This window comes from Exiguobacterium sp. s50, from assembly GCF_018618175.1.
GTDB lineage: Bacteria > Bacillota > Bacilli > Exiguobacteriales > Exiguobacteriaceae > Exiguobacterium > Exiguobacterium chiriqhucha.
In genome coordinates this window covers 122,619-138,474 of record NZ_JACSLP010000005.1, presented here as the reverse complement: position 1 = coordinate 138,474, position 15,856 = coordinate 122,619, and the positions used below count along the sequence as shown (strand labels likewise).

Sequence of the window (15,856 nt, the reverse complement as noted above, 5' to 3'; positions counted from 1 at the left end):
TTATGCTCGCGCGCGTTCAGCGAACGTGCGGAGCGTCTGGATGATGACGTGGGTCGCTTTTTCCATGTTGTTGACAGAGACGTATTCGAACTTGCCGTGATAGTTCTCGCCGCCCGTGAAGATGTTCGGGGTCGGGAGGCCCATATACGATAGTTGCGAACCGTCCGTCCCGCCGCGAATCGGTTCGATTTTCGGTTCAATCCCGAGTTCGCGCATGACGTCGGCGACAGTGTCGACGATGTGTTTCACGGGCTCGATTTTCTCGGCCATGTTGTAGTATTGATCGTCCATTTTCAAGTCGACACGCGCTTCACCGTATTTCTGTTTCCATTCGACGACGAGCTTTTCGAGCAACGCTTTGCGCGCCTCGAACTTCTCCCGGTCATGGTCGCGGATGATGTATTGCAATGTCGTCGTCTCCACGTCGCCAGAGAAACCGTTCAAATGAAAGAAGCCTTCATAGTCGCTCGTATGCTCTGGTGCCTCATCGGCCGGAAGGCGGTTGTGGAACGCCATCGCCAATTTCATCGAGTTGACCATCTTGTTTTTAGCACTGCCCGGGTGGACGTTCGTTCCGTGGAACGTGACCGTGGCACCGGCGGCGTTGAAGCTCTCATATTGGAGTTCACCGAGCGGACCACCGTCCATCGTATAGGCGAAGTCGGCGTTGAAGCGGGCGACGTCGAACTTGTGCGGGCCGCGTCCGATCTCTTCGTCCGGTGTGAAGGCGATGCGGACCGGTCCGTGCGGGATCTCCGGATGGGCCAATAAGTATTCGACCGCGGTGACAATCTCGGCCATGCCGGCTTTATCATCGGCACCGAGTAGCGTCGTCCCGTCTGTCGTGATGAGCGTATGTCCGACGTAGCCGTCGAGCTCCGGGAAGTCGCGCGGCGATAGGATGACACCGAGCGCCTCGTTCAAGACGATCTCGCCGCCTTCGTAATGCTCGACGAGTTGCGGGTTGACGTTCGTACCGGTGAAGTCGGTCGCCGTATCGACGTGGGCGAGAAGCCCGATCGTCGGCACATCGTGGTCGACGTTGCTCGGTAAGGTCGCGAACAAGTAGCCGTATTCATCCGTCTCGACGTCTGCGAGTCCAATCGCTTTCAACTCGGCCTCAAGATGACGAATCAAGTCCCATTGTTTCGCCGTCGACGGTGTCGTCTCACTCGTGAAGTCGGACTGTGTATCAATTTTTGCATACGTGATTAAACGTTCAATCAATTTCGATTGCATGGTCTACCTCCTCTGATCAATCTGTTCTCAATTAGTGTAGCATGAGAGCCGTTTTGAAAAGTATCGAAATTGTTTGAAAATAAAAAGAGAGGCGCGAAGGCCTCTCCGTGCCCGAGTTCTTCCCAAATCAAAACAGAAGAGGAAGTAGAAACGGTAACATGAATGATGTGAAGATGGCAGACAGACCCATCGCCGCTCCGCCCGTGGCCCCTGACAGTGGATGTTCCGTCGCGGCTTGGGCCGTTCCGATGCCGTGGCTGAGCGTCCCGAGCGCAAGTCCACGCGTGAACGGGTCGGTCACGTTGAAGCGCGTGAGAATCGTCGGACCGAGCATGGCCCCGAGGATCCCACAAGCGACGGCGACCGACGCGGCGAGTGCGGCGTCACCTTGTAGTTGCCGCGCCAATTCTAAGGCAATCGGTGACGTCACTGATTTGACGGACAAGGCGAGCAAGACGTGATCCGTCAATTTGAGCGCGGTCCCTAACCCGACAGCGACGAAAATCGTCGACAGCGTCCCGAGTATAATGGCCCCGAGCGCCCGTTTCGCACGCGCGAGCAAGATAGGCAAGTTGCGATAGAGTGGTAATCCGAGTGCGACCGTGGCTGGTCCAAGCAGCGTCGTGATGGCGTCTCGAGCCGGGGCGTACGTGTCGTACGTCTGTCCGGACAAGAGCAAGATGACAATCAATGTCGCTGTACTCAAGAAGACGACGTTTGTGAAGGGGGAAGCCCATTTGAACGATAGTTTGCGGCTCAACATGTAGACGCCGATGGTGACGAGCACCCAAAATAATGTCATGAGGCTTCACCTCGTCTTCCAGAGATGAGTGCGGTGACGATGAGGCCAACGAATAGACTGATGATCAAGGCGGCAAACAGTGGCACACCTTCCGCCTTCAATAAATCACTGTAAGACATGAGTCCGACCGCAATCGGGATAAAGAAGAAAGCGAGATGCTTTGTCATAAAACCAGCGCTGTCTTCAATCCATTCGACACGGATCAGTTTGGTCATCAATAAGAGCAGTAAGAGGACCATTCCGATGACGCTTCCAGGAACTTTTAAATCAAGCGCAGCGACGATCCAATTGCCGAGTGCGCTCAAGCCAAACAAGAGCGAAAGGCCGATGATCCATTTGATGAGACGTTGCATATGTGACATCCTTTCGCGAATAAGTTCAAAACGTATGCATTTTCTCAAGTTTCATTCATTCGGTCAAGATAAAGGCTATATAAAAAATGATAAAGGGTACACACGTTCGGTATGGTAGACTACTTTTATCATATCCGAATGAGGTGTTCGAATGGAACTTCAATCAATCAAACAGTTTATTGATCAGCACGGGCTCGAACAGGGTGATGACATCTTGGCGGCGTTCACGAAGCGCGTTAACTTGAAGCTTGAACCCCGAACGACACGAGAAGAAGTCGCGATTGGTCATTCGAAATTTGGCGGCTACCCAGATTTGCCGAGTGCGTCGGACCATCCTGGAGAGAACTTGACGTTGTTGGCACAGTTCCGGCTGAGTGACTTCACTGGATTTGAATCGGTCGAAGCGCTTCCGAAAGAAGGGGTGTTATCGTTCTTCTATGATTTGGACGAACAACCGTGGGGTGACGCGGACGAACGTCACCTTTGGCGCGTCCTCTATACAGATGCGACGGCGCTTGTAAGGGTCCGCGTCGGCGAAGCACTCAACGAGAGGGCTGTCGCATTCGAAGAAGGCTATGCGCAGAACGATCACGACTTGTTTGATCTGATGAGTGAGGACGAGTATTCCGCGTTTGAGGAGTTATTCAATGAAGAAGAGACGCATGCGGTCGGCGGTCATCCAGACGAGGTGCAACATGATGTGTTTGAAGAGGTTGAAGAGACCCATGGGGAACGATTCAGTGACCCATTTCTCTTATTCCAAATGGACTCAAGCGATGAACTTGACATCATGTTCGGCGACGCCGGCATCCTCTATTTCCTGATTCCGATCGAAGCGCTCCGAGCCAAGCGGTTTGAAGAAGCTGAAATCATCATGCAATGTTACTGAGCGCAAAAAGAGAGTCGACCCTTTATGGGCGACTCTCTTTTGAATTACGCTTCTTTTTTCTTACGGAACCGTGCGAAGAACTCATACGCGATTGGGACGATAAGGAGCGTCAACAGCGTCGAACTCGTCAGTCCGCCGATGACGGTCACACCGAGACCTTTCGAGATCAAGGCGCCGCCTTCAAGGCCGAGAGCGAGCGGTGCGAGGGCACCGATCGTCGCGAGCGCCGTCATGAGAATCGGACGGAGACGCGTACCGGCTGCTTCGAGCAAGGCATCGCGTGTCGAGAGACCGGCCGCTTCTTTATGAATGACGCGGTCAATCAAGACGATGGCGTTCGTGACAACGATTCCGATCAACATGAGCGCACCGATTAAGGCAGATACCGAAATCGTTTCGCCTGTGATGAGGAGAGCGACAAGTCCCCCGATAATCGCGTAAGGGAGCGAGAACAGGACGACGAAAGGCGTAACGGCACCACCGAACGTGATAACGAGCACCAAGTAGACGATGGCGACGGCCGCGAGCATGGCGAGACCGAGCTGGGTGAACGATTCTTGAATCTGTTCAGTGACCCCACCGACGTCATACGAGACACCAGTCGGGAGTTCGATGTCAGACACACGTTCCTCGATGGCAGCCGAAGCTTCCGTCGCTTTGTCGGTGCTGAGCTCGACGTTGACGCGAGCAAGGAGCTTCCCGTCACGTTGGACGAGCGTATCTGGTGTCGTGCCTTCCTCGACTTCGATGAAGTCCGAGATTGGGCGAGGGCCGAACGGTGTTGTCACTTCTTGTTCCTGCAAGTCTTCAATGCTGTCGTACGTGACTTGTTCCGTCGGGATGATGACATCGAGCTGCTTGTCATCGATCGTCACGGTCGAAAGCGGGCTTTCTTGCGCTTGGAACTGTCCAATCGTCTGGGCGAGCTGAGCGGCCGAGACACCTGCCTCAGCAGCAGCTTGCTGGTCGACGTTGAACGTGTATTGCACGTACGATTCGCGAAGGTCAGACGTTGCTTGACGGACGTAATCCGTCTCTTCTTCAATCGTCTCAATGAATGTCGGGACGATTGCTTCAAGCTCTTCAAGTGAGTTGGCATAGACGTTATACGTCACACCGCTCGTTCCGGCGCCGCCGGCGAAGTCTTGTTCTTTCCACTCACCGCCTGTGGCGAGTTCGTTCAAGCGTTCGACATCGGCGATTTTGACGTCAGCAAAGTCTTCCGTGTCCGGATCATACTGGACGATGAAGATTCCTTGTTTATTATTGCCAGGGTTGAGCGGGTTCTCACCACCGACCGTGAATTGAACGTCGGTCGCGTTCGCTTGCTCTTCCATGAAGTACGTCTCGGCAACTTCAGCTGCCGCGATTGAATCGTCAAGGGTTTGACCCGGTTCTGGGTCGAACGTGACGAAAAGCGTCTTCTCAGACTCTTGGTTCAAGAAGTTGACGCCGATGGCTGGGACGAGGGCGAAACTTCCAATTAGGAGTGCTGTCGCGAGACCAAAGACGACGAGTTTATGGTTGAGCGACCAGTTGAGGACGCCGCGATACCATTCGGCAAGCTTTCCGGGACCTTCTTCCGGTTTCAACTTGTCGCGGTTCTTGAAGAACGAGTCGGCCATCATCGGAACGACCGTGATCGCGACGAGAAGTGACGCGAGCAAGGCGAAGACGACGGTCAAGGCGAACGGTAAGAACAGCTCGCCGACGAATCCTGTGACGAAACCGAGCGGCAAGAAGACGGCGATCGTGACGATTGTCGACGACGCGATCGGAATGAACACTTCCTTCGTCGCAGCGATAATCAGTTCTTTGCCGCGCAATGTCTCGTTCGAACGTGTGAGGCGACGGTAAATGTTCTCAATGACGACGATGGAGTCATCGACGACCCGCCCGATGGCGACGGTCATCGCGCCGAGCGTCATGATGTTGAGCGTGATGTCGAGCTGTTTCAAGACGATCAACGCCATCAAGAGCGAGAGCGGGATGGAGATGACCGCAATAATCGTCGAGCGGAAGTTACGAAGGAACACGAGAATAATCAAGATGGCGAACAGACCACCGAGTAACGCTTTCGAGACCATCGTCTCGACCGATTCTTCAATCGGTTGGCCTTGGTCGAGCGTGACTGTGACGTTGGCCGTGTCATAGTCGGCTTCGAAGTCGGCGAGCACATCTTTGACGGCGTTGACGACATCGACGGTGTTCGCGTCTTGCGTTTTCGTCACTTGAATCCCGATGGAACGTTCCCCGTTCGACCGTGAAATCGATTCCTCGACGCCGCGGTCTTCAATCGTCGCGAGTTCGCTCAAGGCGACGGTCGGTACGGTTGTCGGGACGTTGGCAGGTGGGACGGCACCTGGCACTTCAGTCGGGACTTGTGGGGTCTCGCCAGTCGGAAGTTCCGTTGGCGCACCTGGCACCGGCTGTTCCGTTTGTGCGGGTGAGTACGGGATTTGGAGGTCGCGGAACGCTTCGAGCGTCTCCGACTTCCCGTCGATGACGACGGCTTGTTCCGTATCACCGAGTTCATATAGGCCGAGCGCGATGCGGGCATCGTTCGCTTGAATCAACTGTTTGACCGTGTCTTCCGTCAAGTTGTATTCGGCGAGTGCCTCCTCATCGAACTGAAGCTCGACACGACGAATCTCTTGTCCGGCGATTTGGACGGTCTGAGCGCCTTCGACCCCTTCAAGGGCCGGTTGTAACTCATCTTCGACCAATTTCGTCAATTCGGCCAAATCGAGACTCTCATCTGAGACGGCTGCCCCGATGACCGGGAATGCGTCAAAACTGAGACGCGACACTTGCGGGTCTTGGACGGCTTCCGGCAACTCGACGTTGCTGAGCGCGTCTTTGACGAGTTGTTCAGCTTCTTCCATATCAGTGCTGAAATCGTAATCGATTTGAATGTTTGAAGCGTTCTGGAACGAAGACGATCGAACTTGTTCGACGCCGTTCAAGCTCTTCAAGCGTTCTTCGAGCACGGTACTGACTTCGTCGAGCACTTGTTCAGGTGAAGCGCCTGGGTAAATCGTCGTCACCGAGACGGTCGGTGTCGTGATGTCAGGCAACGTTTCTAGTTTCATCGTCAAGCCGGCGAAAATTCCGGCGGCCGTCAAGATGATCGTCATCAACCAGACTGCGAACTTGTTGTTGACGGAGAAGGACGTGATTTTCTGCATGGGGTTCATTTCTCCTCTGATGGGTTAGTCTGTTTTACCCGAATCGATGTTCCGGGCTCGCTCGATCAAGCGAGCGATAATGTCTTGTTTTAGGGCGGGAGGGGCGACGCCGACGTTAAAGTGCTCGGACATCATCATCCCTTCGAGTGCATAACGGATAATCATCGTCTCGACGGGGTCGCTCGTCTGTTGAAACGCTGCGAAGAACGTGTCGAGGTCGTGCTTCCACCGTTCGGCGTATTCCTGGTCGACAGCGAATAGCGTCAAGAAGGCAATCATTTTCTCGGCGTCGATGTGAATCGGTGAACGCTCGGGATGGAGTTTCGTCTCGTCAAACAGGCGAACGAACGCTTCGACAGGACCGTTGCCGTCGGCTTGAAGCGACTCGTACAACTCGTTTTGCTCGGTTTGAAGCCGTTCGACGATTGCGGTCAACAGCGCTTCTTTGGATGGATAATGATATAGGAGACCACCTTTCGAGACGCCTGCCGTCTTGGCGACTTCATCTAATGTAAGATGATGTACACCATGCTCCATGATGATATCCGTCGCGGCATCCAACAATTTCTGTTTCGTGATCATTGATCGGTTTGTCATGTCATACCTCCTTTCTGTACCGACCAGACGGTTTGTTCTCTTTCACTATAGGGGGCTAGTCATTTTGAAGTCAAGGCATGATGATGTTAAAACTGTTAAGTTATGTGTTTATAACTATGGTAAACGATTTCATAAAAAGGTTGACGTGAGAATGATTATCAGTGATGATAGTAACTGAGAGTAATTATCATTACCAATATTAGAGATGAATAAGTGGGGGATTATGAAATGAACAAAAAGTACATGGCACTTGGCCTTTCGGCTGCGCTCACGACATCACTTCTTGCGGCTTGCGCTAGCACAGAAGAAACGACGACTTCAAGCGACAACGAGACAGCAGAAGAGTCAAAAGTCGTCAATGTTTACTCGAGCCGTCACTATGATGTAGATAAAGAGCTTTACAAGCAGTTCGAAGAAGAGACAGGCGTGAAAGTCAACGTCGTCGAAGGGAAAAGCGATGAGTTGCTCGAGCGTTTGAACACAGAAGGCGACAACACGGAAGCCGATCTCTTCATCACAGCGGATGCAGGGAACTTGTATCAAGCGAAAGAAGCAGGACATCTGCAAGCGGTCGATAGCGACGTGCTTGAGTCAAACGTCCCTGAGAAATACCGTGACACAGACAAAGAATGGTTCGGTCTCACGAAGCGGGCCCGTGTCATCGTCTATGCGAAAGACCGCGTGAAACCAGAAGACTTGTCAACGTATGAAGCACTCACAGAAGAACAGTGGAACGGCAAAGTTCTCGTCCGTCCGTCTGAGAACATGTACAACATCTCGCTCCTCGCCTCGTTCATCGAAGTGAACGGTGTCGACCAGGCAAAAGAGTGGGCGAAAGGTATGGTCAACAACTTTGCACGCGACCCACAAGGAAACGACCGTGACCAAGCGAAAGCAGTCGTGGCCGGTGAAGGTGATGTCGCCATCATGAACACATACTATATGGGTCTCATGTTGAACTCGGAAGACGCGGAAGAGAAGAAAGTGGCTGAGCAACTCGGCGTCTTCTTCCCGAACCAAGACACGACGGGGACACACGTGAACATCTCAGGAATCGCGATGACAAAAGCATCGAAGAACTCAGATAACGCGAAGAAACTCATGGAATTCATGTCTGATCCGTCAGCACAAGAACAGTTCGCTAGCGCGAACTATGAGTATCCGGTCAACGAATCGGTTGAACCGAACGAACTCCTCCAATCATGGGGTGAGTTCAAAGAGCAAGACATCAACCTCTCGGCACTTGGAGAACATCAACAAGAAGCCATCCGTCTCTTCAACGAAGCGGGCTGGAAATAAGAAGACTTCGGCTTGAACAAACGTTCAGGCCGAAGATTTTTGCGTTTCTCGACACGCTAGCGGTACAACGAGAGCGTTGAACCTGATATGATGGGACAGGAAGTGACTGAACGAAAGAACGGGAGTTGTACGACATGAACTGGTACGCGCTGAAACGACAACTGAATGGATGGTCCATCCTCAGCTTTATCGCGCTGGTGTTCATCGTCCTGCCAGGCGTCGTCGTCTTGGTCGAACTGTTCGCACCGGTCAACGACAACTGGCAACACATCCGCGAGTACTTGTTACCGACTTATGTGCGCAATACGCTGTTCATCATGCTCGCGACCGGATTGTTGACGACCATCATCGGGACGAGCTTGGCTTGGTTCGTCACCGTCTATGATTTTCCGTTCCGTCGGTTCTTCAAATGGGCGCTCATCTTACCGCTCGCCATCCCACCTTATATCGGTGGATACACGTATCATGGAATCTTGAACTATACGGGCGTCATCCAGACGACGCTGCGCAATGAGTTCGGTATCACCGTCGACCAGACGTACTTCAACATCATGACGATTCAAGGGACGGTGTTCATCTTCACGCTGTTCTTGTATCCATACATTTATACGATCACGCGGGCCTTCCTGCACAATCAATCGTCCTCGATGATTGAGAACGCCCGCATCCTCGGCCGCGGCTCATGGGACATCTTCTTCACTGTCGTCATCCCGATCTCGCGCGTCGCCATCATCGGCGGGGTCAGCCTCGTCTTGATGGAAGTATTGAACGACTATGGGGTCGTCAAATACTTCGGGATTCAGACGTTCAGCACGGCCATCTTCAGTACATGGTTCGGGATGAAAGATACGTCCTCGGCGCTCAAACTCGCCGGGACGCTCATGATTCTTGTTATCGCCATCTTGACGATGGAACGGCTCGTCCGGGGGCGGAAGCAGTTCAGCTATGCGACGACAAAAGTGAAGCCGCTTAAACCGAGACAATTGACCGGGTGGCACCGCTACGCCGTGTTCGGCTATGTGGCGACCATCTTCGCCGTCGCGTTTCTCATCCCGTTCGTACAACTCGTCGCTTGGACGGTATTGACGTTCGAGCAAGTGTTCACGGCCGAGTTTTTCCGCCTCGTCTGGAACACGGTGAGCGTGGCGTTCATTGCGACCGTGATCATTCTCGTGTTCGCGCTCATCATCGCGAACTACACGCGCCTGTTCCCGTCGAACATGACACGCGTCATCTCGAAAGTGACGACGCTCGGTTATTCGATCCCGGGAGCGGCCATCGCCATCGCCGTCATCACGTTGTTCTTGCTGCTTGATGAGTGGGTGTTGAACGTGGCGCTCGCTTTGGACTTAGGCCAGACGTTCGTATTCAGAACGACACTCATCATGCTCATCTTCGCCTACGTCATCCGCTTCCTCGCCATCGGCTATAACTCGATTGAGAGTGGATTTGAGAAAGTCGGGAAGTCGTTCACGGAAGCGTCACGCATGCTCGGGTGGGGGACGGTACAGACGTTCTTCCGGGTCGATATCCCGATGATTAAAGGGGCGATCATGAGCGCGTTCATCCTCGTCTTTATCGATATTATGAAAGAATTGCCGCTGACGCTGTTTTTACAGCCATTCAATTTTTCGACGCTCGCCACACAGGCGTTCAAATATGTCAGTGACGAGAAGATACATGAGGCAGCGCTCGCCTCAATCGTCATCGTGCTCATGAGCGGACTGTTGATCTTTGTGTTCCATAAGGTGCTTGATAAGGAGGACGACTAATGTTTGTTCAAATCAACGATTTACACTTCAGCTATAAAGGTGCGCAAGCCGAGACGATTAAAGGATTCTCAATCTCGATCACGAAAGGTGAAATCGTCTCGCTTCTCGGTGACAGCGGTTCTGGGAAGAGTACGATTTTACGCCTCATCGCAGGGCTTGAGATGCCGAATCAAGGCGTCGTCGTCGTTAACGACTGTGTCTGTTGCGACGATTGCCAGTTCATGCCGCCTGAACAGCGTGGTGTCGGGATGGTGTTCCAAGACTATGCGCTCTTCCCGCATATGACCGTTGAGAAGAACATCCGCTTCGGTCTGCATAAATTGAGCCGGAAAGAGCGGAACGAGCGTGTCGAAGAGATGCTGACGCTCGTAAACCTGTCCGAGTTCCGTCACCGCTATCCGTATGAGCTCAGTGGTGGTCAGCAACAGCGTGTCGCGCTCGCGCGTGCGCTCGCACCGAAACCATCGCTCCTCATTTTAGATGAGCCGTTCAGCAACTTGGACACGTCGCTCCAACATCGCATTCGGGACGATTTGCGCCGCCTCCTCAAACAGACGGGGACGACGACGATCTTCGTTACCCACGATGAAGAGGACGCGGAGGCGCTCGCTGACCGTATCGTCTATCTCGGCGAAGGCAAAATCAAAAAACAGATCATGACGGAGAACAATAAGACGTTCAACCCGCAGATTCCGTGTTTCGTCTAAACGAAAAAGCATTCCTCATCGAGGGATGCTTTTTTGCTTGAAGTTGCAAGTTGATAAAAAGCACCCACAGATGGCGGTCTGTGGGTGCTTCGATCATCACTTCGTCTGTGCGGAAGGACTCGACTCGTTCCCGAGTTGATCGATCGCTGTCACGTAATACGCTGCCTGCTCGTTCGTGACTTCGATGCTCTTCCGGGCGTGCGACGGGATACTTTCGATATGTGTCGCTTCACCGTCGACCATTTCGTAGACGCGATAGCCGATGACGGCGTCGTCACGGACGGCGTGCCACGTCAATAAGTTCCCGCGGAGTTCGACGCTCGTCGGTGCGTCGAGTTCGACTGTCGACTTGATCTCGCTATCGACGAGTTCGGTGTAGACGACGAAACGTTGGTCATAGCCGCCGTCTCCGAAGGTGCCGGAACACGTGATCAAGTTCAAATGCCGACTCGACGTAGCACCGAAAATTGCTTCGATCGGGGCGTTGCTCGTGTCATAACTCTCTGTCTTTGTGACACGAAACCGCAACGTGTTACCGGTCTCGTCGATAATCGTCACGGCATCGCCTGTCTTCAGCTGATCGAGTTCATAGAAGACGGCGGGGCCGGTCTTGCTGTCGACGTGTCCGGCGATGACGGCGTTGCCTTTACTGCCGGGTTTGACGCCCGGTTCGAACCAACCGACTTGGTTCTCGTCTTTTGGGACGCCCATCTGTCCATTGTCGAGCACACCGACTTGTTCAATCGCGGTGTCGACGTCAACGGTTGGGATTTGAAGTTGGACGGGTGTCGCGGCCTTGGCACTTTCCTCTTCCTCGGCTAATCGGAGCTTCTTCACCTCTTCCTGTAGAAGTGAGAATTCAGCCGATAAATCTGGGCTCTCCTCTATTTGTTTTTCTTCTACAGGTGGTGACGACGATTCTTGGGCGCTCGTCCACGTCCAGAAGCCAAAACAAAAGAGAGAGAGCGCCAGAAACAAATGGCGCTTGTTCATGGGGCTCCCTCCTTATTGATTATTGAACAGATTGTTTACGGTTACGAAGCGTTACAAAGGCGAGCAAGATTCCGCCAAGTACAGCAAGGCCAGCGTAGAGCGTGTTCATTGATTGTTCTTGTGCACCACCGAGACCTGTTTCAGGCATCTCTTCAGGCATTGTTGTTTCAGCGAACTTGTCAGGCATTTGTGTCACGATCGCGTTACCGAGTGTCTCACCAACACCGAACATGAACGCGTATCCTTCACGGAATGACATCCAAGCGGCATCCGCGTCACCAGCTACATACTGATCGAACGTTTGAAGCACGAGGGCCTCATGTTGTTTGATGGCTTCTTGGCCAGCTTCTTGTGGCAAGTTACCTTCTGTCGCTGCATCGAGGAATGTGCTGAAATCGACAGCGAACTGGTCGAGCTTCATGCGTGCTTCTTCAATTTTAGCTTCATCGCCTTCGAGTGTAGCGGCAACGATGTCACCTTGGGCTGTGATGTGGTTCCCGTTCCATACTTTTTCGAATTGGGCCGCACCTTCATCACCGTAGACTGAACCGATGGCTGCTTTGAAATCGAGTGTGTTCTGATCTTCAGCCCAGCTCACGTAGTCGAAGTCTTCTGCTTGATCGTAGCCTTTTTGCATGCCGATTGCTGCGAGTGCGAAGTGTTCACCAGCAAGGCTGTTCAATGTTGAACGAAGCTCGACGGCTGGTGTGTCAGCAGCAGTTTCAAATTTGTCAGGCATCTGTGTGACGATTGCGCCTGAGAGGGCTTTACTGATGTCGAACATGAGCTTGTACCCTTCACGGTACGTCATGTATGCCGACTCGTAGTCACCTGCGACATAGTTGTCGAATACTGAGAGAACTTGGTCTTCGTGAAGCTCAAGTACGTCAGCAGCAGCGTCTTTCGGTAAGTTACCTTCTGTTGCTGCATCAAGGAATGTTGAGAACTCTTCGACGAATTCGTCGACCTCAGCTTCAGCGTCAGCACGAAGCTCTTTGTCTTCTGATTTAGCCGCTTCAACGAAGTCAGCTGAGTAGTCGTTGTGACCAGCGAAGATGTCTTCGAACTGGGCTGCGCCCTCATCTCCATAAATTGAAGCGATGGCCGGTGTCATGTCGAGTGCGTTTTGATCGAGTGCCTTCATCGCGACTTCAGCGTCTGGTGCTCCATCATATGCTTTCATCATCGATGTGACGGCTAAGACGTAATGCTCAGACAGTAATTGGTCGAGCGTGGCTCGTAAGTCACCTGCTGGTGTGCTTGCTGTCGGTGCGTGATCCGCTGCCTGTGCATTCAATGGTACGAGTAAGCCGAGTGCGAGTGCCGGTGCTACAATCTTGTTCATTGTTTTCTTCTTCATGGGTAATCGCTCCTTTTTTTGAGTGGTTGTCGTTGTTTACACCCATCTAACGGAGCGGTTCAAAAAATGGATCACTCTTTTTTTATTTTTTTTCGTTTTTTTGTTGAAGTGTGCGATAAACCCCTGGTGCGACGCCATATTTTCGTTTAAAGATACGATGAAAATATGGATAGGAGCGGAATCCGGACAGCTCGGCAATCCGTTCGAGAGAGTGTTGGGTATACTGCATCTGTTCTTCGGCGAGCTGGAGTCGAATCGATTGAGCATAGGCGACAATCGTCATACCGGTCACTTCTTTAAATAAGTGGACGGTCCGCGATACACTGAGCCCGACCGCGTCGGCGACGTCCGCCACTTTGAAGTCGCTTGTAACGTTTCCTTCTATATAACGCATCATGCGTGACACGACAGGTGGTCGCACGTTTGCTTGCACTTCTTGGACTGAACGGTCGAGCATGAGGAGCAAGGCTTCAATCAGTGTTTCAATCAAGTCCGGACTTTGTTCAGTCGTCGGGCGTCGCGCCTCTTCGGTGATATGCTGCCAGAGTGACAACAAGCGAGGGTCGATCGAGATGGACGTGATGCGGGAACGATCGACCGCCACCCACCATGCATCGAGGGTCAGACCGTCACAGAAAAGATGATAATCCCCGCTTGCCGGGGTATCGACATGCAGTTCGTACGCGTCACCAGGTTTAACGAGCAACAGGTCGCCAGGCCGTGCCGTATACGTCTTCCCATTGACGACGATGCGCGCCGTGCCTTCTGTTTGCAAGCGAATCAAATACGTCTCCAACCGATTGGGAAAAGGAAAAGTATAGGTCGTTGTATGATACGAATAGCCACAAAAGCCAATTTCCATCGAATCATCCTTTCTTAATAGCAAAATCGTGCATATTTTCATCATATCATGGATAGAAATCAAGGCGACGAGCGGGTACGATGAAATCGACAGAACGTATGAGGAGGATGAAACATGAAACAATGGTGGAAAGAAGCGGTCGTCTATCAAATTTACCCGCGTAGCTTTAATGACTCGAACGGTGACGGGATTGGGGACATCCCTGGAATCACTGAGAAGATGTCGTATTTGGCGGAACTCGGCATCGATGTCATCTGGCTATCGCCGGTGTACGATTCACCGAACGACGACAACGGATACGACATCCGCGATTACCGGGCCATCATGGATGAGTTCGGAACGATGGACGATTTCGATGCGATGCTCGAAGAAGCGCATCGTCACGGCATCAAAATCATGATGGACCTCGTCGTCAACCATTCGTCGGACGAACACCAATGGTTCATGGAATCGCGATCCTCAAAAGACAGCCCGTACCGAGACTACTACATTTGGAAAAAAGGCGAGAACGGTCAGCCACCGACGAACTGGGGTGCTTTCTTCGGAGGGAGTGCGTGGCAATACGATGAGGCAAGCGACGAATACTACTTGCACCTGTTCAGCAAAAAGCAACCAGACTTGAACTGGGAGTCAGAGACGTTGCGCCGTGAAGTATACGATTTGATGACGTACTGGCTCGATAAAGGGGTCGATGGTTTCCGGATGGACGTCATCAACATGATCTCGAAAGATCCGAGCTATCCAGACGGGGAGACGCGTGGGACAGGTTATGGGGACGGCACACCGTTCTTCTTCAACGGACCGCGCATCCATGAGTTCATGCAGGAGATGAATCGTGAGGTCTTGTCGAAATACGATACGATCACGGTCGGTGAGATGCCTGGCGTCAGCGTCGATGAGGCGAAGCTATATACGGGAACAGACCGTGATGAGTTGAACATGGTGTTCCATTTCGAACACGTCGACGTCGGCAACGGCAGTTTCGGCAAATGGAACCCGACGGACTGGAAGTTGACGGATTTGAAGACAATCTTCTCGCGTTGGCAGGAAGGTCTTGAGGAAGATGGCTGGAACAGTCTCTATTGGAGCAACCATGATCAACCGCGAGCCATCTCACGGTTCGGGAACGACTCGGACGAATACCGTGTCGTCTCCGGTAAGATGCTGGCGACGCTCCTGCACATGTTGAAAGGGACGCCTTACATCTATCAAGGTGAAGAGTTCGGGATGACGAACGTGGCGTTCGACTCGATCGATGAGTACCGCGATATCGAGACGCTCAACGCGTATCGGGATTACACGACGAACGGACTGTTGACGCATGATGAGATTTTCCGCGGCATTCACGCACGTGGGCGCGACAACTCACGGACGCCGGTCCAGTGGTCGGCCGAGGCGCAAGGCGGATTCACGTCCGGCACGCCTTGGATCGGGGTCAACCCGAACTATGTGACCGTGAACGCGGAAGCGGCACGACGCGATCCGGACTCGCTCTTCCATTACTATCGCCAATTGATTCAGCTCCGGAAACAACATCCGATTGTCGTTTACGGGAAGTATGAGTTGTTGCTGCCGGACGATGAAGCGGTATACGCCTTCACACGTACGTTCGAAGGCGAGACGTGGCTCGTGCTCTGCAACTTCTCAGCTGAGACGGTGACGCGGGAGCTGCCGTATGACGTGACAGAACGCGTCATCGGCAACATGGAACCAATCGAGCCGTTCACGCTTCGTCCGTACGAAGCGCAAGTGTATAAAGTGTGACGAAAAAAACTCGCCTCCTTGGCGAGTTTTT

13 protein-coding genes are annotated in these 15,856 nt (G+C 52.8%); 5 read left to right on the top strand and 8 right to left on the bottom strand.

The window, feature by feature from the left end:
• The 3 genes from pepT to KNP68_RS08950 all read right to left on the bottom strand — a co-directional run bounded on the left by pepT (position 1) and on the right by KNP68_RS08950 (position 2,394).
• The gene (gene pepT / locus KNP68_RS08960; protein WP_214799405.1) at positions 1 to 1,239 is read right to left on the bottom strand and encodes a peptidase T; all 1,239 of its coding nucleotides are present in this window, start codon (positions 1,237 to 1,239) and stop codon (positions 1 to 3) included.
• Between the two features lie 127 nt (positions 1,240 to 1,366).
• On the bottom strand, positions 1,367 to 2,041 hold the full coding sequence (locus tag KNP68_RS08955) for an LrgB family protein (protein WP_214799402.1): 675 nt from the start codon (positions 2,039 to 2,041) through the stop codon (positions 1,367 to 1,369).
• Positions 2,038 to 2,394 carry a CidA/LrgA family protein gene (locus KNP68_RS08950; RefSeq protein ID WP_029596314.1) on the bottom strand — a complete coding sequence of 119 codons (357 nt, stop codon included), beginning with the start codon at positions 2,392 to 2,394 and terminating at the stop codon, positions 2,038 to 2,040. Before KNP68_RS08950 ends, KNP68_RS08955 begins: the two co-directional genes overlap by 4 nt.
• A gap of 151 nt (positions 2,395 to 2,545) precedes the next feature.
• Between KNP68_RS08950 and KNP68_RS08945 the strand changes: the two genes are divergently transcribed.
• On the top strand, positions 2,546 to 3,283 hold the full coding sequence (locus KNP68_RS08945; RefSeq protein ID WP_214799400.1) for a YwqG family protein: 738 nt from the start codon (positions 2,546 to 2,548) through the stop codon (positions 3,281 to 3,283).
• A 44-nt stretch (positions 3,284 to 3,327) separates the two neighbouring features.
• Here the strand turns inward: KNP68_RS08945 and KNP68_RS08940 are convergent, their stop codons facing one another.
• Together KNP68_RS08940 and KNP68_RS08935 are read right to left on the bottom strand one after the other, a co-directional pair.
• Positions 3,328 to 6,471: an efflux RND transporter permease subunit gene (locus KNP68_RS08940; protein WP_029596312.1), complete on the bottom strand. Its 3,144-nt coding sequence runs from the start codon at positions 6,469 to 6,471 to the stop codon at positions 3,328 to 3,330.
• Positions 6,472 to 6,495: 24 nt separating this feature from the next.
• Positions 6,496 to 7,068 (bottom strand): TetR/AcrR family transcriptional regulator, encoded by a 573-nt coding sequence (locus tag KNP68_RS08935; protein WP_131471661.1) that lies wholly within the window; start codon positions 7,066 to 7,068, stop codon positions 6,496 to 6,498.
• 228 nt (positions 7,069 to 7,296) lie between these two features.
• Between KNP68_RS08935 and KNP68_RS08930 the strand changes: the two genes are divergently transcribed.
• The 3 genes from KNP68_RS08930 (at position 7,297) to KNP68_RS08920 (ending at position 10,846) form a co-directional block, all read left to right on the top strand.
• Positions 7,297 to 8,367, top strand: coding sequence for a Fe(3+) ABC transporter substrate-binding protein (locus tag KNP68_RS08930; RefSeq protein WP_021068046.1), 1,071 nt, complete (start codon positions 7,297 to 7,299; stop codon positions 8,365 to 8,367).
• A gap of 134 nt (positions 8,368 to 8,501) precedes the next feature.
• Positions 8,502 to 10,139, top strand: coding sequence for an ABC transporter permease (locus tag KNP68_RS08925; protein ID WP_214799397.1), 1,638 nt, complete (start codon positions 8,502 to 8,504; stop codon positions 10,137 to 10,139).
• The gene (locus KNP68_RS08920; RefSeq protein WP_021068048.1) at positions 10,139 to 10,846 is read left to right on the top strand and encodes an ABC transporter ATP-binding protein; all 708 of its coding nucleotides are present in this window, start codon (positions 10,139 to 10,141) and stop codon (positions 10,844 to 10,846) included. Before KNP68_RS08925 ends, KNP68_RS08920 begins: the two co-directional genes overlap by 1 nt.
• A 96-nt stretch (positions 10,847 to 10,942) precedes the next feature.
• Here KNP68_RS08920 and KNP68_RS08915 read toward each other — a convergent pair whose 3' ends face one another.
• The 3 genes from KNP68_RS08915 to KNP68_RS08905 form a co-directional block, all read right to left on the bottom strand.
• Positions 10,943 to 11,839 carry a class F sortase gene (locus tag KNP68_RS08915; RefSeq protein WP_214756409.1) on the bottom strand — a complete coding sequence of 299 codons (897 nt, stop codon included), beginning with the start codon at positions 11,837 to 11,839 and terminating at the stop codon, positions 10,943 to 10,945.
• Positions 11,840 to 11,858: 19 nt separating this feature from the next.
• Positions 11,859 to 13,199, bottom strand: a complete 1,341-nt coding sequence (locus KNP68_RS08910; protein WP_214756408.1) for a globin family protein — start codon at positions 13,197 to 13,199, stop codon at positions 11,859 to 11,861.
• A gap of 82 nt (positions 13,200 to 13,281) precedes the next feature.
• Complete coding sequence (locus KNP68_RS08905; protein WP_035385701.1) at positions 13,282 to 14,061, bottom strand: helix-turn-helix domain-containing protein; 780 nt, start codon at positions 14,059 to 14,061, stop codon at positions 13,282 to 13,284.
• Positions 14,062 to 14,175: 114 nt separating this feature from the next.
• Between KNP68_RS08905 and KNP68_RS08900 the strand changes: the two genes are divergently transcribed.
• Positions 14,176 to 15,825, top strand: coding sequence for a glycoside hydrolase family 13 protein (locus tag KNP68_RS08900; RefSeq protein WP_131471653.1), 1,650 nt, complete (start codon positions 14,176 to 14,178; stop codon positions 15,823 to 15,825).
• The last annotated feature ends 31 nt before the right edge of the window (positions 15,826 to 15,856 follow it).

Excerpts from the sequence above, each read along its gene's own strand:
- pepT (WP_214799405.1), bottom strand. The coding sequence starts at position 1,239 with ATGCAATCGAAATTGATTGAACGTTTAATCACGTATGCAAAAATTGAT.
- KNP68_RS08955 (WP_214799402.1), bottom strand. The coding sequence starts at position 2,041 with ATGACATTATTTTGGGTGCTCGTCACCATCGGCGTCTACATGTTGAGC.
- KNP68_RS08950 (WP_029596314.1), bottom strand. The coding sequence starts at position 2,394 with ATGCAACGTCTCATCAAATGGATCATCGGCCTTTCGCTCTTGTTTGGC.
- KNP68_RS08945 (WP_214799400.1), top strand. The coding sequence starts at position 2,546 with ATGGAACTTCAATCAATCAAACAGTTTATTGATCAGCACGGGCTCGAA.
- KNP68_RS08940 (WP_029596312.1), bottom strand. The coding sequence starts at position 6,471 with ATGCAGAAAATCACGTCCTTCTCCGTCAACAACAAGTTCGCAGTCTGG.
- KNP68_RS08935 (WP_131471661.1), bottom strand. The coding sequence starts at position 7,068 with ATGACAAACCGATCAATGATCACGAAACAGAAATTGTTGGATGCCGCG.
- KNP68_RS08930 (WP_021068046.1), top strand. The coding sequence starts at position 7,297 with ATGAACAAAAAGTACATGGCACTTGGCCTTTCGGCTGCGCTCACGACA.
- KNP68_RS08925 (WP_214799397.1), top strand. The coding sequence starts at position 8,502 with ATGAACTGGTACGCGCTGAAACGACAACTGAATGGATGGTCCATCCTC.
- KNP68_RS08920 (WP_021068048.1), top strand. The coding sequence starts at position 10,139 with ATGTTTGTTCAAATCAACGATTTACACTTCAGCTATAAAGGTGCGCAA.
- KNP68_RS08915 (WP_214756409.1), bottom strand. The coding sequence starts at position 11,839 with ATGAACAAGCGCCATTTGTTTCTGGCGCTCTCTCTCTTTTGTTTTGGC.
- KNP68_RS08910 (WP_214756408.1), bottom strand. The coding sequence starts at position 13,199 with ATGAAGAAGAAAACAATGAACAAGATTGTAGCACCGGCACTCGCACTC.
- KNP68_RS08905 (WP_035385701.1), bottom strand. The coding sequence starts at position 14,061 with ATGGAAATTGGCTTTTGTGGCTATTCGTATCATACAACGACCTATACT.
- KNP68_RS08900 (WP_131471653.1), top strand. The coding sequence starts at position 14,176 with ATGAAACAATGGTGGAAAGAAGCGGTCGTCTATCAAATTTACCCGCGT.